The following is a 20,194-nucleotide window of genomic DNA, read 5'->3' on the forward strand; positions in this document are numbered from 1 at the left end:
ATTCGGTCAATTTCGTAAATTTAGCGGGAAATTCTGCTGAATTCAACAGAACATCATCGTATTGACTGAATAACCGCCATTTACCGTGAAAACCTCCATGAACCACCTGAAGCCCGCATCTCCGCGCCTACCCTTTCCGTACCGCCCCGAAGCCGGCATCGTGGCCGCGCACCTGCAGCGCCTCGCCGGCGCGCTTGACTGGGCGGCGGCGGCACACTCCGCCCAGCCCTGGGTGCAGGCCGTGCGTGACAACCCGCCGCCGTTCTGGGCCATGGAAAGCCTGCTCAAGGAATACCCGATTTCCAGCGCAGAAGGCCTGGCCCTGATGCGGCTGGCCGAAGCTTTGTTGCGTGTGCCGGACGCCGAAACCGCGATTGCCCTGACGGCCGACCAGCTCGGCCGGGCCGATTTCGACAGCGCCGGCGATGGTGTGATGGCCCGCCTGTCGGCCTCGGCGATCGCCATGTCCAAGATGTTCCTGCCCGAAGGCGGGCAGCCCAACATCATGAGCAAGCTGGGCGCGCGCACCGTGGTAGCCGCGACCTTGCGCGCCGTGCAACTGCTGGGCCGGCAGTTTGTGCTGGGCCAGACGATCGGCGACGCCATGAACGAGGCCGACGATTCCCGGAAGAAAATCCCCAATTTGCGCTTCAGTTACGACATGCTGGGCGAGGGTGCGCGTACCGATGCCGACGCGTTGCGCTATCTCGCCAGTTACACAAACGCTATCGAATCAATAGCTGCTGGCGCTCGTCCAGCGGGCGCTACCGAGCAAAACGACGGTATATCCATCAAGCTCAGCGCGCTGCATCCGCGCTACGAAGACGCCCAGCGCGAACGCGTAATGGCCGAGCTGGTGCCGCGCGTCTGGGGGCTGTGCGAGCTGTCGGCCCGGGCCAATATCAACCTCACCGTTGACGCCGAAGAGGTCGACAGGCTCGAACTTTCGCTGGACGTGTTTGAGGCCCTGGCCGCCCTGGTGGCAAAGCACCACCCACAGTGGCAGGGCTTTGGCCTGGCCATGCAGGCCTACCAGACCCGCGCGCTGGAGCTGATCGAGCACATCGCCGCCATTGCCCGCAAATACAAGCTGCGCCTGATGTGCCGCCTGGTCAAGGGCGCGTACTGGGATTCGGAAATCAAGCGTGCGCAGGAGATGGGCCTGCCGCACTACCCGGTGTTCACGCACAAGCACCACACCGATGTGTCTTACCTGGCCTGCGCGCAGGCTTTGCTGGCCGCGCCCGACGCCATTTACCCGCAGTTTGCCGGCCACAACGCCGCCACCATCGCCGCGATCTTGCAGATGGCGTCGCGCAACGCCGTGCCGTTCGAACTGCAGCGCCTGCACGGCATGGGCGAGGGTGTGTTCCGCGAAGTGCTGAAGAACCCGCTGATCAGCTGCCGCGTGTACGCGCCCGTGGGTGCCCACCGCGACTTGCTGGCTTACCTGGTGCGCCGCCTGCTTGAGAACGGCGCCAACTCTTCGTTTGTGCACCAGCTCGCCGACGAGTCGGTGGGCATGGGCGAGCTGCTGACTTCGCCGCTGCGGCTGGAGCCCGAATCTTCGCTGCCGCTGCCACCCGCGCTGTACGGCCCGGCCCGACCCAACAGTCTGGGGCTGGACCTGACGGTACAAAGCATGCGCGCACCGCTGCTGGCCGCGCTGGCGACCACGCAGGTTCCCGTGGTGCCGGAATTTGATGCAAAATCGGCCGCCAGCGCAATAGCGACGGGCGCAAGCAGCTATCAAAAGTGGAGCAAAGTGCCCGTTGCCGAGCGTGCCGCCATCCTGCGCCGTGCTGCTGCCGCGATGGAGCAGCAGATGCCGAAGTTCTGCGCATTGCTGGTGAAAGAGGCCTTCAAGACCTGGGGCGATGCGGTGTCTGAACTGCGCGAGGCGGTGGACTTCCTGCGCTATTACGCGGGCGAGGCCGAACGCATCATGCAGCCGGTCGCGCTGCCCGGCCCCACAGGTGAAACCAACGAGCTGCGCCTGTCGGCGCGCGGTGTCTGGGTCTGCATCAGCCCCTGGAATTTCCCGCTGGCCATCTTCACCGGCCAGGTTGCGGCGGCACTGGCCACCGGCAACGCTGTAATGGCCAAGCCCGCCGAGCAAACCCCCGGCGTGGCCTGGGAGGCTGTGAAGTTGCTGCACCAGGCCGGCGTGCCCGAAGGCGCGCTGCAGCTGGCGCACGGCCCCGGCGACACCGTGGGCGCCGCGCTGGTGGCGGCACCGCAGGTGGCCGGCGTGGTGTTTACCGGCTCCACCCAGGTCGCCAAGATCATCAACCGCGCGCTGGCCGCCAAAGACGGCCCCATCGTCCCGCTGATCGCCGAGACCGGCGGCATCAACGCCATGCTGGTGGACAGCACCGCCTTGCCTGAGCAGGTGGCCGACGCGGTGGTGCAGAGCGCGTTCCGCTCCGCCGGCCAGCGCTGCTCGGCGCTGCGCCTGCTGTGTGTGCACGAGGGCATCGCTGAGCACGTGATCGAGATGATCAAGGGTGCCGCGCAGGAGCTGGTCGTGGGCGAGACGGCCGACCTGGCGACGGATGTCGGCCCGGTGATCGACCGCGAAGCCTTTGACAACATCCAGAAGCATCTTCAGCGCCTGAATTCAACGTCAAAAGTGCTTGTAAGCCATGCAGAACGGGCGCAAGCAGCTCCTGATTCGATAGCAAATGCCATCCCCCCCGCAGCCTTTGAAGTGCGCAGCCTGGCCGAAGTGAAAGACGAAATCTTCGGTCCTGTGCTGCAGATCGTGCGCTGGGGCAGCGGCGAGCTGGCCACGCCGGAGGCCGTGATCGCGCGGATCAACGCACTGGGCTACGGCCTCACGCTCGGCATCCAGACCCGCATCGACTCGCGCGCACAGGCACTCGCGGCCAGCGCCCACGTCGGCAATATTTATGTGAACCGCAACATGATCGGTGCGGTGGTCGGGGTGCAACCCTTTGGCGGAGAAGGCCTGTCCGGTACGGGCCCCAAAGCGGGTGGGCCGCATTACCTGTATCGCTTTTGTGCCGAGCAGACTGTGACGGTGAATACGACGGCGGCGGGAGGGAATGCGGCGCTCCTGGCTGGAGGGGCTTGACGGCGGGTCGTTGCTTGTTCCGACGGTGCGTCCTTCGCTGAGGGTTGCTGGCCGGGGGTAGCCCGGCGGCTACTCACTTTTCTTTTGGGTCGCCAAAAGAAAAGTAAGCAAAAGAAAAGGCGACCCTGCTGTCTGCGTCCCTCCGCTTCGCTGCGGGCAACCTGCGGTGCTCGGTTCAGGCGGGGTCTCGCTCGAACTCGCTACGTTGCACTTCGCTCAGACAATCGCGATCCCTGATCCGCCTGAACCTGTGCTCCTCGGCGCATACAGAAGGGCTAATCGGGAGCGGGGACTGAAGACAAATACCAACTCCAATATCAACAAGGACACGCCATGGCGTGTCCTTGTTTCTTCAGGTATTCGGGGTCCTGACTTCGGCTGTTTGGTATTCCTGTCTCCACCCCCCTTGTGGATGCGCCGAGGAGCGCAGGGCCAGACGGATCAGGGCAAAAACTTGTTTGAGCGAAGCGAGTTGTTTTTGACCCCGGCTGGACCGAGCACCGCAGGTTGCCCGTAGCGCAGCGAAGGGACGCAGGAACCAGGGTCGCCTTTTCTTTGGTGACTTTCTTTTGGCGAAGCAAAAGAAAGTTACTTGCATGCCGGGCAACCCCCGGCCAGCCGCCCTCAGCAAAGAGCGCTACGACAGCAACAAACTGCTGACCGATCAGCCATTCAGGCAGGAGACAGACCGGGCAGCGCATGCAGAAGCGTCAGAGCCGTCCCGCACAAACCCCCCGAACACACCCCCGCAGCCACCGATGCCCAGGATCCGCATCCAGCCGCGGATGCCAGAGCAATGACACCGTGATCTCCGGCGTGGAGACCGGCAGCGCAAAACTGTGCATTCCGGCGCGCAGGTTCCCGGTGTGCCGTTGGGGAACCGTGGCGATCAGGTCGGAAGACCGGGCCAGTGCCAGTGCCGCCGCAAAACCGCCGACGATGGTGGCGATCTCCCTCTCGAGCCCGAACGGCTGCAAGGCTTCATCCACCGGCCCTTTGCCCTGGCCCCGCCGTGAGACATCGATATGCCTGCCGGCGGCGTAGCGGGCGGGCGTGACCTCGCCCTCGCCCAGCGGGTGCCCCATTCGCACGACGCCGATGAACCGGTCCCGGAACAAGGCCTGCACCCGCAGCTCCGGTGCCGCCGTCTTTCCCACAACTCCTGTTTCCAGGTCGACGGTCCCGTCGCGAAGCGGCGTGCTGTCCTTGTCGAGCTTCTGTACGAAGCACAGCCGTACGCCGGGTGCTTCATTCGCAACGCGTGCAATAAGCTCTGGCCCGAAGTTCTCCACAAAACCTTCACGCGTGCGCAGCGTGAACGTTCGGACCAGCTGTTTGAGCTTGAGCTTTTTGGCGGGGCGCAGCACCGCTTCTGCGTCTTGCACAAGCTGACTGACGCGCTCACGGAGTTCGACGGCGCGCGGTGTGGGAACAAGGCCGCGCCCAGCCCTGACCAGCAGCGGGTCGCCGGTCGTTTCGCGCAATCGGGCCAGCGCCCGGCTCATCGCTGACGGGCTCAGCCGCAGGCGCCGGGCTGCGCCCGCCACGCTGCCTTCCGCGAGCAGCACATCCAGGGTGACAAGAAGGTTGAAATCAGGCGCAGCCATGCATCGACCATAGCGCAATTTGGCCGTCACATGGCGTTAAACGCACTCATAAAGTGCAAATGGTGCGTCTTCCGCCATGCCAGGTAAAGAACTACGCTCCTAGAGAGCTCCATTTCGGGGAGCCACAACCCCTTTACCTGCTTACCCGCTTGCCATTTTGCTCACTGGACTATCTTGACCACTCCTCTCACGCCCACCCGCTTATCAAAAAATGCCAACGCGGAACCGGCGCCGCCGGTCCGATGGGTGCTGGCCAGTCTTTCGCTGTCCATGCTGCTGTCCTCGCTCGGCACCAGCATCGCCAATGTGGGCTTGCCGGCGCTGGCTCAGGCGTTCAACGCCTCTTTTCAGGAAGTGCAGTGGGTGGTCCTGGCTTACCTGCTGTCCATCACCGCCCTGATCGTCAGTGCCGGACGGCTGGGGGACCTGATGGGCCGAAGGCGGTTGCTGCTGGCCGGCATCTTCCTGTTCTCGCTGGCCTCGGTCCTGTGCGCCATCGCGCCCACGCTCTGGCTGCTGGTTGCCGCCCGGGCTGTCCAGGGCCTTGGGGCGGCCGTGATGATGGCGCTCACCATGGCGTTTGTCGGCGAGGCGGTTCCAAAGGCCAGAACCGGCAGTGCCATGGGGCTGCTCGGCACGATGTCCGCTGTTGGCACCGCGCTGGGTCCATCGCTGGGCGGTGTCCTGATCGCCGTATCAGGCTGGCAGGCCATATTTTTTGTCAACGTGCCGCTGGGTATCCTGACTTTTTCCCTGGCGCGTCGCTACTTGCCTGCTGACTGTAAGGAACGGAAGAAGGATCGCCCCCATTTTGATCACTTGGGCACACTGCTGCTGGCCCTGACGCTCGCAGCCTACGCCTTGGCCATGACAACAGGGCGCGGCCATTTCGGTCCGCTCAACATGGCGCTGCTGCTTGCGGCTGTTATCGGCGTCGGCCTCTTCGTGTTCGTCGAGTCGAAAGCGAAATCCCCTCTGGTCCGGCTCGCGATGTTCCGCGCTCCAGGCTTGAGTGCAAGCCTCGGCATGAACGCGCTCGTTGCGACCGTGATGATGGCGACGCTTGTCATCGGCCCGTTTTACCTGTCCCATGGCCTCGGGCTCAACGCCGCGCTGGTCGGCATCGTCATGTCGGTTGGCCCCGTCATTTCAGCATTGAGCGGCGTTCCGGCCGGCCGCATGGTGGACCGCCTGGGTGCTCCGTTCATGGCCGTCGCCGGGCTCATCGCCGTGGCTACCGGTGCAGCGGCGCTGGCCGCGCTTCCAGCGATGTTCGGTGTTGCGGGCTACGTGGCCGCCATCTTCATCCTGACCCCGGGATATCAGCTGTTCCAGGCCGCCAACAACACCGCCGTCATGACGGATATTCCTTCGGACCAGCGGGGTGTCATTTCCGGCATGCTCAACCTGTCGCGCAATCTGGGGCTCATGACCGGTGCCTCCGCGCTGGGGGCCGTGTTCGCGTTCGCCTCGGCGGCGGCGGACATCACGACCGCGGGTGCCGGCGCTGTTGCCACCGGCATGCAGGTCACGTTCGCGGTTGCGGCGGTGCTGGTTGCCATCGCAATCGCCATCGCTGTCGGGGGCCGCTTGCGCGTAAAACCCAGGCTCAGCCGGTAACTTTCTCTTCTTTCGTCACCAGCCAGATCCCATAACAAACCAGCAACAAGGCCAGGCCGTTTTTCCACTCCAGGAAGCGCTCATCCAGAAACACCGCCGACAGCAGTGTCCCAAAAATCGGTATCATGAAATTGAACACGGTGATCATGCTCACGCGGTTGTACTTCAGCAAAATCGTCCACAGCGAAAACGCGGCCGACGACAGCACCACGAGGTAAACCATCAGCAAAGTGGACTTGAGCGTGAAGCCCGACAGCGTGCCGCCGGTGGCAACACCGATCAGCAGCAGGGCAAAGCCGCCTATGGCCAGTTGCCAGCCCGTCAGCACCACCGAGTCCACGCGCTGCGACACCTTCTTGCCGTAAATGCTGGCGGCCGACAGCACAAAAGCGGCAATCACCACAAAGCCTTCGCCGAGCAGCGTGAAATCGAAAGCCAGCAGGCCTTCGCTGAAGTTCACCACCATGACGCCGGCAAAGCCCACCACGCAACCCAGCACCTTGTTGAAACTGAGCCGGTCATTCTTGTAGATGTAATGCGCCAGCAGCACGCTGAAGAAGGTCCCCGTTGCATTCATGATCGAGCTCTTCACGCCTGTGGCATACGCCAGGCCGATGTAGAAGAACACATATTGCAGGCTGGTCTGAGTGAGTCCCACCAGCGCCACCTGGCCGAAGGTGCGGCGGTCCAGTTCGAACACCGGTTTTTTGCTGAGGGCCGCGAACACCAGCAGCACCAGGCCGGCAAAAATAAAGCGCCAGCCCGCAAACACCAGCTTGGAGGGAATGTCGTTGGCGGCAATATGAAACAGCGCATAGCCGTTCTTGATGGCCGGGTAGGCGCTGCCCCAGAGCAGACAGCACAGCGAGGCCAGCAGAAAAACCACTTTGCGCCGGGTGAAAAAAGTGGAACTGTTCAAAACCGGGATTCCGTGAAGAGAAGGCCGCGTCCGGACGCGGCAGACGCCAGGACTTGGCAGGAAAACTCAGAGCAGGCGCGCCAGGTACCGTCCGGTATGGCTGACCGGGTTAGCGGCGATGTCTTCCGGTGTGCCAACACCCACCACCGTGCCGCCGCCGGCGCCGCCCTCGGGCCCCATGTCGATCAACCAGTCGGCCGTCTTGATGACGTCCAGGTTGTGCTCGATCACCACAATCGTGTTGCCTGCGTCGCGCAGCTGGTGCAATACCTTGAGCAGCAGGTCGATGTCGGCAAAGTGCAGGCCGGTTGTCGGCTCATCAAGGATGTATAGCGTGCGGCCGGTGTCGCGTTTGCTCAGTTCCAGTGCAAGCTTGACGCGCTGTGCCTCGCCGCCCGAGAGCGTGGTCGCGGCCTGGCCCAGCTTGATGTAGGACAGGCCCACGTCGAGCAGGGTGTGCAGTTTGCGCGCAATGGTGGGCACGGCCTTGAAGAACTCGGCTGCCACCTCGACGGTCAGGTCGAGGATCTGCGCGATGTTCTTGCCCTTGTACTGCACTTCCAGCGTTTCGCGGTTGTAGCGCATGCCTTTGCAGACATCGCAAGGCACATACACATCGGGCAGGAAGTGCATTTCGACCTTGACCACGCCGTCGCCCTGGCAAGCCTCGCAGCGGCCGCCGGCCACGTTGAAGCTGAACCTTCCGGCGCCGTAGCCGCGTTCGCGCGCCGTGTTCATCTCGGCCATCAGCTCGCGGATCGGCGTGAAGAGGCCGGTGTAGGTGGCCGGGTTGCTGCGCGGCGTTCGGCCGATGGGCGATTGGTCGACGTTGATGACCTTGTCGAAATGCTCGATGCCTTCAATGGCTTCGTGCGGCGCGGGCTCTTCGTGGGCGCGGTACAGCGTGCGCGCCACAGCGGCATACAGCGTGTCGTTCACGAGCGTTGATTTGCCCGAGCCCGATACGCCGGTCACGCAGGTCAAGAGGCCCACCGGGAATTCGACGCTCACGCCTTTGAGGTTGTGGCCGGTGGCGTTGATGACGCGCAGAGCCTGCATGTCTCCCAGCGTGGCCTGGTGCACGGCTTCGCGCGCGGCGCGGCGTTCGGCGGCCGGGCTTTGCGGAAAGCGGGAGATCTTCTTTTTTTCGATGGCTTCCACAGCCTTGACCGTCGGCAGCCAGGGTGTGCGGCGTTTGGGCACGGCGATCTTCAGCGTTTGCGCCAGGTACTGGCCCGTCAGTGAATCAGGGTTATTCTTGACTTCGTCAAATGTGCCTTGCGCCATCACGCGCCCGCCGTGGATGCCGGCGCCCGGTCCCATGTCGATCACATGGTCGGCCGCGCGGATCATGTCTTCGTCGTGCTCGACCACCAGCACGCTGTTGCCGATGTCGCGCAAATGCTTGAGCGTACCGATCAGGCGGTCGTTGTCGCGCTGGTGCAGGCCGATGCTGGGCTCGTCGAGCACATACATCACGCCGGTCAGGCCCGAACCGATCTGCGAGGCCAGGCGTATGCGCTGGGACTCGCCACCCGACAGTGTCTCGGCGCTGCGGTCCAGGCTGAGGTAATTGAGCCCCACGTCGTTGAGGAACTTCAGGCGCAGGCCGATCTCGCGCACTACCTTGGCCGCAATTTCGGCCTTGGCACCCTGCATTTTCAGCGCGTTGAAATACTCGAAACTCTCGCGCAACGTTGAGTGGCTGATTTCATAGATCGCCTTGCGCCCGGGTTTGGTGCCATCGGTCACCGATGCGTCAACGCCGTCTTCAGGCGCGCTCACCAGGTACACGTGGCGCGCCTCGGTACGCAGGCGCGTGCCTTCGCAGTCAGGGCAGGGCTGCACGCTGCGATAACGGGACAGTTCTTCGCGCACGGCGGCGGAATCGGTTTCGCGGTAACGACGCTCGAAGTTGGTGATGACGCCTTCGAAGGGATGCTTCTTGGCGATCTTCTTGCCGGCAAAGTTGCCCGAGTCCATCACATAGCTGAACTTGATTTCTTCCTCGCCCGAGCCATACAGGACAACCTGCCGCACGGTGTCGGGCAGGTTCTCAAAGGCTGCGTCGATGTCGAATTTGTAGTGCTTTGCCAGGCTCTCAAGCATCGAGAAGTAGTAGCCGTTGCGGCGGTCCCAGCCTTTGACGGCGCCGCTGGCCAGGCTCAGCGACGGGAAGGCCACCACGCGCGCCGGGTCGAAAAATTCCATATGGCCCAGGCCGTCACAGGTGGGGCAGGCGCCGACGGGCGAGTTGAAAGAGAAGAGCCGCGGCTCCATTTCGCTCAGCGAGTAGTCGCAGACGGGGCAGGAAAACTTCGCGCTGAAGAGGTGCTCTTTGGCGGTGTCCATTTCCATGGCAATCGCTTTGCCGTCGGCCAGGCGCAGTGCCGCTTCAAAGCTTTCGGCCAGGCGTTGCTGCAGGTCTGCGCGCACCTTGATGCGGTCAATCACCACATCGATGTTGTGCTTCTCGGTTTTCTTGAGCCTGGGCAGGTCGTCGTACTCATAGGCCGTGCCGTCGACGCGAAAGCGCACATAGCCTTGCGACTGCATCTCGGCAAATACGTCCACAAATTCGCCCTTGCGGTCGCGCGCCACCGGCGCCAGGATCATCAGCTTGGTGTCTTCGGGCAGCGCCAGCACCGTGTCGACCATCTCGCTGACGCTTTGGGCCTGCAACGGCAGGTCGTGGTTTGGGCAATAGGGCGTGCCGGCCCGCGCAAACAGCAGGCGCAGGTAATCGTGAATTTCAGTCACCGTACCCACGGTGGAGCGCGGGTTGTGCGAGGTGGCTTTCTGCTCGATGGAAATCGCGGGCGACAGGCCTTCGATCATGTCCACGTCGGGCTTGTCCATCAGCTGCAGGAACTGGCGGGCGTAGGTAGACAGGCTCTCAACGTAGCGTCGCTGGCCTTCGGCGTACAGCGTGTCAAAGGCGAGAGACGACTTGCCCGAGCCGCTCAAGCCGGTAATCACCACCAGCTGGTTGCGCGGAATATCGAGGTCGATATTTTTCAGGTTGTGCGTGCGCGCGCCGCGGATGCTGATCCGCTGGGCCGCAAGTGCTTTGGCAAGGTATTTGCTGTCGTCAGGAGAGTTCAAGATGTGGCAGCCGCAAAACTCTCCATCATAGACCGAAGCACCGTTTCAAGCACAATAGCCGGTTGGGCAAGCCAGGGGCAGCCGGGGCTTGCCGCTCCAGCCGGTCAATCCCGGGTTATTGCCCTGTTTTGGAGCTTTTCTAGCTATTTTTTGGCCGCTTTTGCCCTTTTAATCCCCTTGATTGCGCCTACAGCCCCCATGTCGTTTCCCATGACCGCTACCGAGCGGCGCGCCAGCGTTTCGCTGGCTTCGATCTTTGCGCTTCGCATGCTCGGCCTCTTTTTGGTGCTGCCGGTGTTTGCGCTGGAGGCGGCCAAATACCCGGGGGGCGATGACCCGGCCCGGATTGGCCTGGCCATGGGTATTTACGGCCTGACGCAGGGCATCCTGCAAATTCCTTTTGGGATCGCCTCGGACTGGTGGGGGCGCAAGCGTGTCATTGTGGCCGGCCTGGTCATTTTTGCGCTGGGCAGCCTGATCGCCGCCTGGGCGCCCGACCTGAACTGGCTGATCGCCGGCCGCTCGTTGCAGGGGGCGGGGGCCATTTCGGCTGCCGTTACGGCGCTGCTGGCCGATTCCACCCGTGACGAAGTGCGTACCAAGGCCATGGCGCTGGTGGGCGGCAGCATTGCCCTGATGTTTGCGCTTTCGCTGCTGGCCGCGCCACTGCTCGCCGGTGCTATCGGCCTGCACGGGCTGTTTGCCCTGACTGGCGCGTTGGCACTGGGCGGCATTGCCGTGGTCGTCTGGTGGGTGCCACCCGAACCGGTGGAGCACGTCAGCCGGCCGCGCGGCAGCGTGGCGGAGGTGCTGAAGGACACCGCGCTGCTGCGGCTGAATTTCGGCGTGTTCGTGCTGCATGCCGTGCAGCTGGCCATGTGGGTGGCGATTCCGGCTTTGCTGGTGAATGCCGGACTCGACAAGGCCGCGCATTGGCAGGTCTACCTGCCGGCGGTACTGGCCTCTTTTGGGGTGATGGGGGCTACGCTGTTTCCGCTGGAAAAACGGGGCTACCTGCGCGCCGTGTTCCTGGGGGCTGTCGGCCTGGTCCTGCTGGTTCAGCTGGGCTTGCTCTGGGTGGCATCGTCTACCTCGGCGCCGGCCAGTCTGGGCATCCTGGCCGTGCTGCTGTTCCTGTTTTTTTGCGGCTTCAACGTCCTGGAAGCCACCCAGCCCAGCCTGGCCTCCCGGGTGGCGCCAGCCCATGCTCGCGGCGCGGCGCTGGGGGTTTACAACACCTTGCAGTCGCTGGGGTTTTTTGCCGGCGGCGCGGTGGGCGGCTGGATCACCAAGGTGCATGGTGCCCAGGGGCTTTTTCTGTTGTGCGGCGGCCTGATGCTGGCTTGGCTGCTGGTGGCATGGCCCATGCGGGCGCCCGGACGCCATGCGGCCGCAGCGGCCCCGGGCGGCGAGGCTTTACCGGGCCGGCCAGTTAAACTGTGAGTTATTCATAAATAGCAGGGCCCCGCCCTGTAGATCAGCTCAGGAGAACCTCTCATGGCATCCGTCAATAAAGTCATCGTCGTCGGCAATCTGGGCCGGGACCCCGAAATGCGCAGCTTCCCCAGCGGTGACCAGGTCGCCAACGTCACCATTGCCACCACCGACAAGTGGAAGGACAAGCAGACGGGTGAAATGAAGGAGGCCACCGAATGGCACCGCGTGGTGTTCAACGGCCGTCTGGCTGAAATCGTCGGCCAGTACCTGCGCAAAGGCTCGCAGGTCTATGTCGAAGGCAGCCTGCGCACGCGCAAGTGGACCGACAAGGACGGCCAGGAAAAGTACACCACCGAAATCCGTGCCGACCAGATGCAGATGCTCGGCAGCCGCCAGGGCATGGGCGGCCCCGGCGGTGATGACGGTGGCGGTTATGAAGCACCGCGCCAGTCCGCACCTGCGGCACGCCCGCCGGCCGCCGCACCGCGGCCCGCCCCGGCAGCCAAGGCCGCCAGCGGCTTTGACGACATGGACGACGATATCCCGTTCTAAATACGAAAAGTCATTGCCGATGAAGGCCCACTCTCCGAGAGGAGCGTGGGCTTTTCGTTTGCAGGCGTCCGGATGATCAGCTCATCGCCTGACGAACAAGCAGCGTGTCCGTGAACTGCTCGAAGGCCACGACCTCCCCGCCCTGCAGGTGCCAGACATGGGCCACACGGGCCTGCATGTCCTTTCCCGTGGCGCGGTAAATGCCGCGGTAGCTTCCCACCCCGACGACGTGCTCACCACCGTCGACGAGGCTTTGCAGTTCGAAGCGATAACCGATCCAGTCCCTGCCCAGCACGGCAAAGACGTTGTCGACAACCGCTTGAGGCCCGACCCAGGTACCCGCGCAGGGGAAGCCCGCCATCTCGGTCCAGCGTACCTGGGGCGAGACATGGGCCATCATCTCGCCGATGTTTCCCTGGGCCGAGGCCGCGTAGTGGGCACGGACGATGTCGATATTCGACATCATGGTTTCAACCCCACTTCATCTCGCCCTTGGCGACTTTGGCGCCAATTTGCAACGCCACGCCCATGCCGGCGTTCGGGTAGCGCCGGGTCATGGCCGCGATGAGGGCACCGCTGTCGGCGGCCTTGGCCAGCACTTCCTCGAAAGCCACGAGGTAGTCGCGCGTGTATTGGATCGCGCTTGCGTCCACCGCCGCCGTGACCGCCATGTGGCCGGGGACCACCACGGCGGGTTTGCGCGCGGCCATGGCGTCAAGCGTCTTCACCCATGCGGCGCGGGCCTCGGCGCCCTGTGTGTCGGCGGTCCATACATGGACGCCGGAGAACAGCAGCACGCCGCCAAAGATGGCGTTCAGCGAAGGCACCCAGATGTAGCGGCGGTTGGCCAGGCCATCGGCATCGGCGATTTCGAGGGTCTGGCCTTCCAGGGTGAGGCTGCGGCCGTCGAAGGCTTCGGGCATCACGATGTCCGCCAGCGCCTGTGGGCCGTTTTCCTTGAGCTGGGGGCCCCAGGTTGCCAGTTTCTTTTCAACGTTGCCCTTGATGGCCGCTATCGTCGCCGGTGCGGCGATCACCTTGGCGCCGGGAAACGCCGCCTTGATGGGCGCTAGGCTGAAGTAGTAGTCGGGATCGCTCTGGCTGATGTAGATGGTCGTGAGCTTTTTGCCGGTGGCCTTGATGGCCTCGGCCAATGCCTTGCCGTCGGGAAGCGTAAAGCCCCCGTCGATGAGGACAGCCTCGCGTTCGCCGGAGATCAGCACCGGGGCACGGAAGAATCCGTGTTCGCCGGCGGGAAAGTGTTTCCAGGTCAGGTTGGTATTTGCAGCCATAGCGCTTTTCACTCCTAAGATGGCCGTCGCGACAGCCGCGCCGGCTACAGTTTTGATTGCTTCTCTTCGTGTTGTCATGGTTTTTCTTTCTAACGGTTAACTCAAAAGGGATGGCGGAGATGAGGGTGGCAGGGGCTGCTGCCGGAATCAGGCGGCGTCCAGTTCACTGATCAGCGCACGCGGGTTGGAATAGAAAGCCGCGTGATTCACGATCCAGCGCTTGGCGCCCGACTCGGCAATCAAGGTGGGCACACCCTGCGCGCCGAACTCCCGCATCAAGGCCTGCGCGCGGTCCATGCGGGCCCGGTTGGCGACGAGAAGATCTTCGTCGGGCTGCGCCACCATTGCGGCGGCCTGCTCAAGGCCGAGTCCACACAGCACGCCGGCCAGCGTTTCCAGTGAGGTCGTGTCCTTGCCATCCACATAGCGCGCGCTCTGTACCGCCTTGAGGGCTTCCAGTTCCCGGCTCGGTGCCGTCAATGACACGGCGGTCAGTGCCACCGTGGCGGGGCCGCTGTCAAACAAGCGTTGGCGATCACCGAGAACCTGCTCGCGGTACTGCCCGGTGAAGCGCTGCCCCGTCAGGCGCTCGATGCGCTGGTCGTTGGACCAGGCATAGGCAGCGAAGTCACTGTTCATGGGCCGTGCGCCCTCGCCCGCGAACAGCCCGGTCGGCAGCAGTTCGATGCGGACGGCGGGAGTTTCAGCCAATGCCGAGAGCGCCGGCATGGCGCCGTAGCACCAGCCGCACAGCGGGTCGAACAGGTAATAGAGGGTCTTGGTCATGGGTTCTTTGCTCACTGGCTGTGATCGTAGGTACTATCTATTGACTGTTAAAGACATCTCTGATAAACACAATGTATGTTTAAAGCAAACAATCAAGACGAAGGCGGCCTCGGCGCGCTGGGGAACCTGAGGCGCCTGGCCTACTTCGCGGCTGTGGTGGAAACCGGCTCCTTCACCGCGGCTGCGGATCGCCTGGGGATCACCAAGGCGGTGGTCAGTCAGCAGGTTGCGCGGCTGGAGCGCGAATTCCGGACATCGCTGCTCGTCCGCACCACACGCAAGGTGCAGCCCACCGAACTGGGGCAAGCCTTCTACCTGCGTTGCGCGCTGATCTTGCGCGAGGCCGGGGACGCCTTCGACGACCTGGCCGAAACCTCAGCGGAGCCGTCCGGCATGCTGCGGCTCACCGCCCCCTTCGACTATGGTGTCGGCGTGGTGGTGCCGGCTATCGCCGCCTTTACCCGGCGCTACCCCGCGTGCAAGGTCGATGCCGTCCTCACCGACCAGACGCTGGACCTCATGTCGGGCAACATCGAACTGGCGATACGTGTCGGTTGGCTTGCTGAAACCAGCCTGCAGGCGCGAAAAATCGGTTCTTTCCGGCAACTGCTCGTGGCGTCGCCGGCCATGAAGCCGCAAGTGGCGCGGCTTACCGCCCCGCAAGACATCGCCGGCCTGCCCTTCATCGCCAACACGGCTCTTCGCGACCACCTGACATGGAATTTCTCGCTCAACGAGGGTGAGCGCCGGGCCGTTAGCGTGCAGGCCTCGATTTTTCTCGACGCCACGCTTGCCGTGCGCGAAGCCGTGTTCCAGGGCGCGGGGCTTTCGGTGTTGCCGGACTATGCGGTAGCGGGTGATCTTGCGGCCGGCCGTCTCATCCAGGTCCTGCCGCAATGGCGCCTGCCTTCCGGCGGTATCCATGCCGTGTTTCCGGCCGCGCGCTTTCGTCCCGCGAAGGTCCGTGCCTTTGTCGACTTGCTGGCAGACAGGGAACAACAACGGCAGGCCGTCAGCGCGTCAAATGAAAGCTGACGCCCAGCCTGGCGCGTGGTCGACATGGCGACGATATTCCGCTCCGAGGATTGGTATTATTTTGATAGCTGCTCGCGCACGCTTGTTGTGCTCTGCAGCTATGTTTCGTTTAAGCCTGCGCTGAAGGTGCATCGCGGACGACCAGGACAGGCACCGGCGCCAGCCTCAGGATCTGCTCGGCGCCACTGCCCAGCAGCACCCGTCCCAGGCCGCGCCGGCCATGGGAGCCGACCACGATGAGATCGGCGTTCCAGAGTCTGGCCGCCTCGGCCACCGACTCTCCCAGGCGTTTGCCCGGTTCATCGCAAAGCACCTGGCTTGCAGTGACTCCGGCCGACCCGGCGATGGCCGTCGCATCCGTCAGGACTTTGGCGCCGCTTTCGCGCATCATGCCGACCAGATCGGCTGACCAGGTGCCATAGGGGTCGACTCCACCCAGGTAGGCCGCCTCATTGAAGGCGTGCAGCAGCCGTACGCTGGCGCTGGTTTCCCGCGCCATCGCCAGGCCGGCGACAAGGGCCTTGTTGGAAGTGTCGCTGCCGTCCACGGGAATCAGGATTCGCTTGAACATGGTGAATGCCTCATGTGAGTTGAAACGTCATCCATGGTGGCGATTTTTGGGCCCCGGATATTGATACTGGTCAAGTGCGGATTGGTTTGCGGTGGAGGGCCGGCGTCTCTTCGCCGACGGTCTGGCAGGCCAAACAGAACGCTGCGGCCGGCAGGGCTTCCAGGCGACGGAGGTCAATCGGCTTGCCGCATTCCGTGCATTGGCCGTAGTGGCCCTCCTGCAGGCGGCGGCGGGCTGCAAGCACCTGGGCCAGTTCTTCCATGGCGCGTGCCGCATCCAGGGCCGCCATGTCGAACTGCGACTCCCGCTCGGCCAGATCCTTGAAGTCCCGCACCTCCCCGCTGCCGGCTTCCTCGGCCGCGAGTTCCTCCTTGCCGCCGGTATCCAGGGTGGCCCTTAGCTCGGCTTCGCGCCGGGCCAGGATGTTACCGAAGTGTCCTGCAAGTGAATTGTCGTAATGCTTCATGAAGGGGCCTGAAAAAAGTGGATGGTCTTTGTGTCTGCTCCAGCCGTGATTTTCATGAAGTCCCAACAAACTGGTGTTGATCTGGCGCAAGCAGCGATGAACCAGGGCCGTGCCCTTCGGTGTTGAAAATCGCGCTTCCAATCCAGTATGAAAACGCGATTGCACGCCAGTTGCGCCAGGTCAAATGCCTTGCCGCCCGGCCTGGCCATCATGGGTGCCCTCAACTCCGTTGAAAGGCACGCCATGAAAACCAGAATCTTTGTGATCGCCGCGGCTGTCGCCTCGTGTGCCGTGGCTTACGCGGCCGGTGACGTCAGTGCACAAGCGCCTGAAAAGGCGCAGGCGCGTGCCGGAGCCTCCAGTGCGCCGGTGGGTGTGGCCGCGCGTTCAAAGGCGGCGGCACAAAAGGCCGCACAGGAGGCGGCCGACTCCGCGCGTGCAGCGGCCGACCTGGTCAAGCTCACGCTGCAGTTGACTGAAACCGCCGCCCAGGATGCTTCGCAACGGGCCGCCGCAAATATCCGGGAACAGGCGCTCAAAGCGGACGAAGCCGCAAGAAGGGCTCGCGAGAAAGCCGAGCAAGCCTCCGCCACCGCAACCGACAGCATGAGGAAACTGACGGCTAAAGCCGCCGAAGCGGCCCGGAGGGCTGCGTCCGCCGTGCGCGCGGCGTCGGGGCGCGCCGAGGAAGCGCTGCGCAAGTCGGGCCAGCCCGATCAGGCGGAAACGCTGAAAGCCATGAAGGCAACGCAGGATGCATTGAGAAGCGCGGAAAAAGCTGCGCAGGAGTCGGCCGAAGCCAGCAAGCAGGCGGCGGATAAGGGCGCAGACTCAGGTCCGAAAAAATAGGGGGATTTCCCCGAGGACCCGCTGAAAACATGACTACTGCAGTTCAAGCACTCGGCCTCCCGTGCGAGCCGACACCCGAGGCCTTGGGGCTGAGCGGCGAGGAGGCCGCTGCGCGCCTCCGGATCGACGGGCCCAACCTGTTGCCCGGAAGCGAGCCCCAAGGCTTCTGGCGAATGGCCCTGGGGGTTGTCAAGGAACCCATGTTTTTGATGCTGCTCGCGGCAGGTACGGGCTATTTGGTGCTGGGTGATACGGCCGAAGCCATCTTTTTGCTGGCCTCAGTTTTCCTGATTGTTGCGCTGACTTTCTTTCAGGAGAAAAAAACACAGCGGGCGCTTGAGGCCTTGCGCGAACTGTCGGCGCCGCGCGCGCTGGTATTGCGGGGCGGCAGGGAGCTTCGCATCGCCTGTCGCGAGGTGGTCTGCGGGGATGTCCTGCTGCTGCGCGAGGGCGACCGTATCGCTGCGGATGCCGACTTGCTGGAAGGGGCCCTCGAGGCCGACGAGTCGCTGCTGACCGGCGAATCCGTGCCCCGGCCAAAGCTGCCGCATCCGCAAACCGGGCGCGGCGATGAGCCCGATGGCGAAGGCGGCGCAGCGCTTTACGCCGGCACCGTGGTCACGCAGGGTGCGGGCCTGGCCCGGGTGCATGCCACCGCGGGCCGCACCGCGATGGGCCGCATCGGCGTGGCCCTTGCGACCACGCAGGCCCCGGCCTCCAGGCTGTACCGGCAGTCGCGGCGCATCGTGCGGGGATTCGCCGGCGCCGGGCTGGCTGTCGCCGCGCTGCTGGTGCTGCTCGCCTGGCTCAGGGACGGCCAGGGTTTTGTCGCCAGCCTGCTGCCGGCGATTGCCTTTGCGATGGCGGTGCTACCAGAGGAGATTCCCGTCGTCCTCGCGGTGTTCCTGGCGCTGGCGGCCTGGCGATTGTCCCGGCAAAAAATCCTCACGCGGAAGGTTGACGCCATCGAGGTGCTGGGCGCGATCACGGTGCTGGCCGTGGACAAGACCGGCACCCTGACGCAGAACCGCATGGCGCTGGTCGAGCTGGCGGGCACCGATACCGTGTTCAGGTCCGGCGGCGATGCGCAGCTTCCTCCTGCGGTCACGGAACTGCTCGAATGCGCCATGCTGGCCACGCCGCTGAAGCCGTTCGACCCCATGGAAAAAGCCATACGTGCTCTCGGAGACGCACGTCTGGGCCCGGATTCGAAAGCGCGCCAGGGCACCGCACCGGCGTGGCAATATGCACTCACGCCGCAGCTCCTGGCCGTCACCCACGCCTACGGCAGCGAGATCCCGGGGCGTTATTCCCTGGCCACTAAAGGGGCGCCGGAGGCGGTCATGGACTTGTGCCGGCTCCAGGGACCTCAACGCGAGGCGGTGCAGCAGCAGGTGCAGGACATGGCGGCAAGAGGCCTGCGCGTGCTCGGTGTGGCGAGCGGTGAGTGGACGGATGCCGCATTGCCCGAAAGCCAGCAGGCCCTTACGCTGCGCTTTGCCGGCTTGCTGGGCCTGGCCGATCCATTACGGCCCACGGTGCCGCAAGCCGTCCAGGATTGCCGCGAGGCGGGCATACGCGTGATCATGATGACGGGGGACCACCCTGTGACGGCCAGTACGATCGCCCGCCAGGCGGGCCTGTCCAATCCCTCCGACGTGCTGACCGGCGCGGACATCGATGCCCTGGACGATGCCTCGCTGCGGACCCGTTTGAGGAGCGCCGCCATCTGCGCCCGGCTCAGGCCCGAGCAGAAGCTGCGGCTGGTGCGCGCGTTGCAGGCCGACGGCGGTACGGTGGGCATGACGGGCGACGGCGTCAACGATGCGCCCGCGCTCAAGGCCGCCGACGCCGGGATCGCCATGGGCGAGCGCGGGACCGACGTGGCGCGCGAGGCTGCGGCCCTGGTGTTGCTGGACGACAGCTTCGCCAGCATCGCCACCGCCATACGCCAGGGCCGCCACGTCGACGACAACATCCGCAGCGCCGTGCGCTTCATCTTCGCCGTGCACGCGCCCATCGTGGTGCTTGCTTTGGTTCCCGCCTTGCTTCGCTGGCCCGCCCTGTTGCTGCCCGCGCAGATCATCCTGCTTGAACTGATCATCGACCCGGCCTGCTCGATATTGTTTGAAGCGCAGCCCGCGGATCCTCAACTGATGCGCCGTCCGCCCAGGCCTGCCGCAGATTCGCCGTTTGCCTTGCACAACATGACCTATGGCCTGTCGCAAGGCTTAGGGATAGCCTTGGTTCTGCTCGCGGCCAATTGGTACTTGCTGGAGCAGAGGTGGCCTGCTGCCGAGATACGCACGACGCTGTTCGTGAGCCTTGTTGCAGGGCTGCTTCTTCTGGTGCTGGTTCATCGCCATCCGGTGAATATCCTCAGGAACCCATGGCTGCCGCGTTTGGCCGCGGCGGTGGCCTTGCTTCTTTCGCTGGTGCTGTGGCAACCCTGGCTGCGAGGGGTTATGGGCTTTGTGGCGCCGTCCGGACGCGCTGCCGCCTGGCTGTTGGTGATTCTGGGCGCCATGACGCTGTGGCTCATGGCATTGCGCTACGTTCAGCGGCGCCGCAGCACGTAACCCGGAGGGAAGGGCTTCACGCAAGGCGCCGCTCTTGATTTACGTCAAGGGGTGAGTTTGCTGTCCGCCATACCCTTTGCTGGTGGCCGATGCCTGCGCAGCGCCCGGCCGACCGCCGCTTTGTTGCGCGCAACCATCCGAAGAGCAGAACCATGTCCGAGAAAACTCTCATTGTTTCGTATTCCAACACCGGAACGTCGCGCTGCGTGGCCGATCTCCTGTCTGGAAAATTCCAGTGGCGGGTGCGACCAACGATTTCGTTACTCGGGACCGTTTGAG

Annotated in this window: 15 protein-coding genes; 7 read left to right on the forward strand and 8 right to left on the reverse strand. The window is 64.0% G+C overall.

What is annotated here, in order from left to right; all coding sequences use genetic code 11:
• The first annotated feature begins 97 nt into the window (after positions 1 to 97).
• Positions 98 to 3,097: an L-glutamate gamma-semialdehyde dehydrogenase gene (locus AC1DYQ_RS12150; protein ID WP_477686995.1), complete on the forward strand. Its 3,000-nt coding sequence runs from the start codon at positions 98 to 100 to the stop codon at positions 3,095 to 3,097.
• Positions 3,098 to 3,807: 710 nt separating this feature from the next.
• Here the strand turns inward: AC1DYQ_RS12150 and AC1DYQ_RS12155 are convergent.
• Entirely contained in the window at positions 3,808 to 4,704 is an 897-nt protein-coding gene (locus AC1DYQ_RS12155; RefSeq protein WP_477686996.1) for a LysR family transcriptional regulator, read from the reverse strand.
• Between the two features lie 246 nt (positions 4,705 to 4,950).
• Here AC1DYQ_RS12155 and AC1DYQ_RS12160 point away from each other — a divergent pair, with 246 nt between their 5' ends.
• Positions 4,951 to 6,324, forward strand: coding sequence for an MFS transporter (locus AC1DYQ_RS12160; RefSeq protein ID WP_477686997.1), 1,374 nt, complete (start codon positions 4,951 to 4,953; stop codon positions 6,322 to 6,324).
• Here the strand turns inward: AC1DYQ_RS12160 and AC1DYQ_RS12165 are convergent.
• On the reverse strand, positions 6,314 to 7,243 hold the full coding sequence (locus tag AC1DYQ_RS12165; protein ID WP_477686998.1) for a DMT family transporter: 930 nt from the start codon (positions 7,241 to 7,243) through the stop codon (positions 6,314 to 6,316). The genes AC1DYQ_RS12160 and AC1DYQ_RS12165 overlap by 11 nt on opposite strands.
• 66 nt (positions 7,244 to 7,309) lie before the next feature.
• The gene (gene uvrA, locus AC1DYQ_RS12170; protein WP_477686999.1) at positions 7,310 to 10,348 is read right to left on the reverse strand and encodes an excinuclease ABC subunit UvrA; all 3,039 of its coding nucleotides are present in this window, start codon (positions 10,346 to 10,348) and stop codon (positions 7,310 to 7,312) included.
• Between the two features lie 210 nt (positions 10,349 to 10,558).
• Between uvrA and AC1DYQ_RS12175 the strand changes: the two genes are divergently transcribed.
• Together AC1DYQ_RS12175 and ssb are read left to right on the forward strand one after the other, a co-directional pair.
• Positions 10,559 to 11,791, forward strand: coding sequence for an MFS transporter (locus AC1DYQ_RS12175; protein WP_477687162.1), 1,233 nt, complete (start codon positions 10,559 to 10,561; stop codon positions 11,789 to 11,791).
• Positions 11,792 to 11,845: 54 nt separating this feature from the next.
• Positions 11,846 to 12,337, forward strand: a complete 492-nt coding sequence (gene ssb, locus AC1DYQ_RS12180) for a single-stranded DNA-binding protein (protein ID WP_457281543.1) — start codon at positions 11,846 to 11,848, stop codon at positions 12,335 to 12,337.
• 76 nt (positions 12,338 to 12,413) lie between these two features.
• Here ssb and AC1DYQ_RS12185 read toward each other — a convergent pair whose 3' ends face one another.
• The 3 genes from AC1DYQ_RS12185 to AC1DYQ_RS12195 form a co-directional block, all read right to left on the reverse strand.
• The gene (locus AC1DYQ_RS12185) at positions 12,414 to 12,803 is read right to left on the reverse strand and encodes a nuclear transport factor 2 family protein (RefSeq protein WP_477687000.1); all 390 of its coding nucleotides are present in this window, start codon (positions 12,801 to 12,803) and stop codon (positions 12,414 to 12,416) included.
• A gap of 4 nt (positions 12,804 to 12,807) precedes the next feature.
• Positions 12,808 to 13,707, reverse strand: a complete 900-nt coding sequence (locus AC1DYQ_RS12190) for an MBL fold metallo-hydrolase (RefSeq protein ID WP_477687001.1) — start codon at positions 13,705 to 13,707, stop codon at positions 12,808 to 12,810.
• A gap of 69 nt (positions 13,708 to 13,776) precedes the next feature.
• Entirely contained in the window at positions 13,777 to 14,415 is a 639-nt protein-coding gene (locus tag AC1DYQ_RS12195; RefSeq protein ID WP_477687002.1) for a DsbA family protein, read from the reverse strand.
• A 75-nt stretch (positions 14,416 to 14,490) separates the two neighbouring features.
• Here AC1DYQ_RS12195 and AC1DYQ_RS12200 point away from each other — a divergent pair, with 75 nt between their 5' ends.
• Complete coding sequence (locus tag AC1DYQ_RS12200; protein WP_477687003.1) at positions 14,491 to 15,450, forward strand: LysR family transcriptional regulator; 960 nt, start codon at positions 14,491 to 14,493, stop codon at positions 15,448 to 15,450.
• A gap of 109 nt (positions 15,451 to 15,559) precedes the next feature.
• On the opposite strand, the gene AC1DYQ_RS12205 is transcribed toward AC1DYQ_RS12200, so the two are convergent.
• Both AC1DYQ_RS12205 and AC1DYQ_RS12210 read right to left on the reverse strand, forming a co-directional pair.
• Positions 15,560 to 16,021 (reverse strand): universal stress protein, encoded by a 462-nt coding sequence (locus AC1DYQ_RS12205; RefSeq protein WP_477687004.1) that lies wholly within the window; start codon positions 16,019 to 16,021, stop codon positions 15,560 to 15,562.
• Positions 16,022 to 16,091: 70 nt separating this feature from the next.
• Positions 16,092 to 16,487, reverse strand: coding sequence for a TraR/DksA family transcriptional regulator (locus AC1DYQ_RS12210; protein ID WP_477687005.1), 396 nt, complete (start codon positions 16,485 to 16,487; stop codon positions 16,092 to 16,094).
• Positions 16,488 to 16,730: 243 nt separating this feature from the next.
• Between AC1DYQ_RS12210 and AC1DYQ_RS12215 the strand changes: the two genes are divergently transcribed.
• Positions 16,731 to 17,336, forward strand: a complete 606-nt coding sequence (locus AC1DYQ_RS12215) for a hypothetical protein (protein ID WP_477687006.1) — start codon at positions 16,731 to 16,733, stop codon at positions 17,334 to 17,336.
• Between the two features lie 29 nt (positions 17,337 to 17,365).
• Positions 17,366 to 19,915 carry a cation-translocating P-type ATPase gene (locus AC1DYQ_RS12220; RefSeq protein WP_477687007.1) on the forward strand — a complete coding sequence of 850 codons (2,550 nt, stop codon included), beginning with the start codon at positions 17,366 to 17,368 and terminating at the stop codon, positions 19,913 to 19,915.
• The last annotated feature ends 279 nt before the right edge of the window (positions 19,916 to 20,194 follow it).

The organism is Polaromonas sp. P1_F4, from assembly GCF_056405675.1.

Coding starts and splice junctions, on each gene's coding strand:
- AC1DYQ_RS12150 (WP_477686995.1), top strand. CDS start 98: ATGAACCACCTGAAGCCCGCATCTCCGCGCCTACCCTTTCCGTACCGC.
- AC1DYQ_RS12155 (WP_477686996.1), bottom strand. CDS start 4,704: ATGGCTGCGCCTGATTTCAACCTTCTTGTCACCCTGGATGTGCTGCTC.
- AC1DYQ_RS12175 (WP_477687162.1), top strand. CDS start 10,559: ATGACCGCTACCGAGCGGCGCGCCAGCGTTTCGCTGGCTTCGATCTTT.
- ssb (WP_457281543.1), top strand. CDS start 11,846: ATGGCATCCGTCAATAAAGTCATCGTCGTCGGCAATCTGGGCCGGGAC.
- AC1DYQ_RS12185 (WP_477687000.1), bottom strand. CDS start 12,803: ATGATGTCGAATATCGACATCGTCCGTGCCCACTACGCGGCCTCGGCC.
- AC1DYQ_RS12190 (WP_477687001.1), bottom strand. CDS start 13,707: ATGACAACACGAAGAGAAGCAATCAAAACTGTAGCCGGCGCGGCTGTC.
- AC1DYQ_RS12195 (WP_477687002.1), bottom strand. CDS start 14,415: ATGACCAAGACCCTCTATTACCTGTTCGACCCGCTGTGCGGCTGGTGC.
- AC1DYQ_RS12200 (WP_477687003.1), top strand. CDS start 14,491: ATGTTTAAAGCAAACAATCAAGACGAAGGCGGCCTCGGCGCGCTGGGG.
- AC1DYQ_RS12205 (WP_477687004.1), bottom strand. CDS start 16,021: ATGTTCAAGCGAATCCTGATTCCCGTGGACGGCAGCGACACTTCCAAC.
- AC1DYQ_RS12210 (WP_477687005.1), bottom strand. CDS start 16,487: ATGAAGCATTACGACAATTCACTTGCAGGACACTTCGGTAACATCCTG.
- AC1DYQ_RS12215 (WP_477687006.1), top strand. CDS start 16,731: ATGAAAACCAGAATCTTTGTGATCGCCGCGGCTGTCGCCTCGTGTGCC.
- AC1DYQ_RS12220 (WP_477687007.1), top strand. CDS start 17,366: ATGACTACTGCAGTTCAAGCACTCGGCCTCCCGTGCGAGCCGACACCC.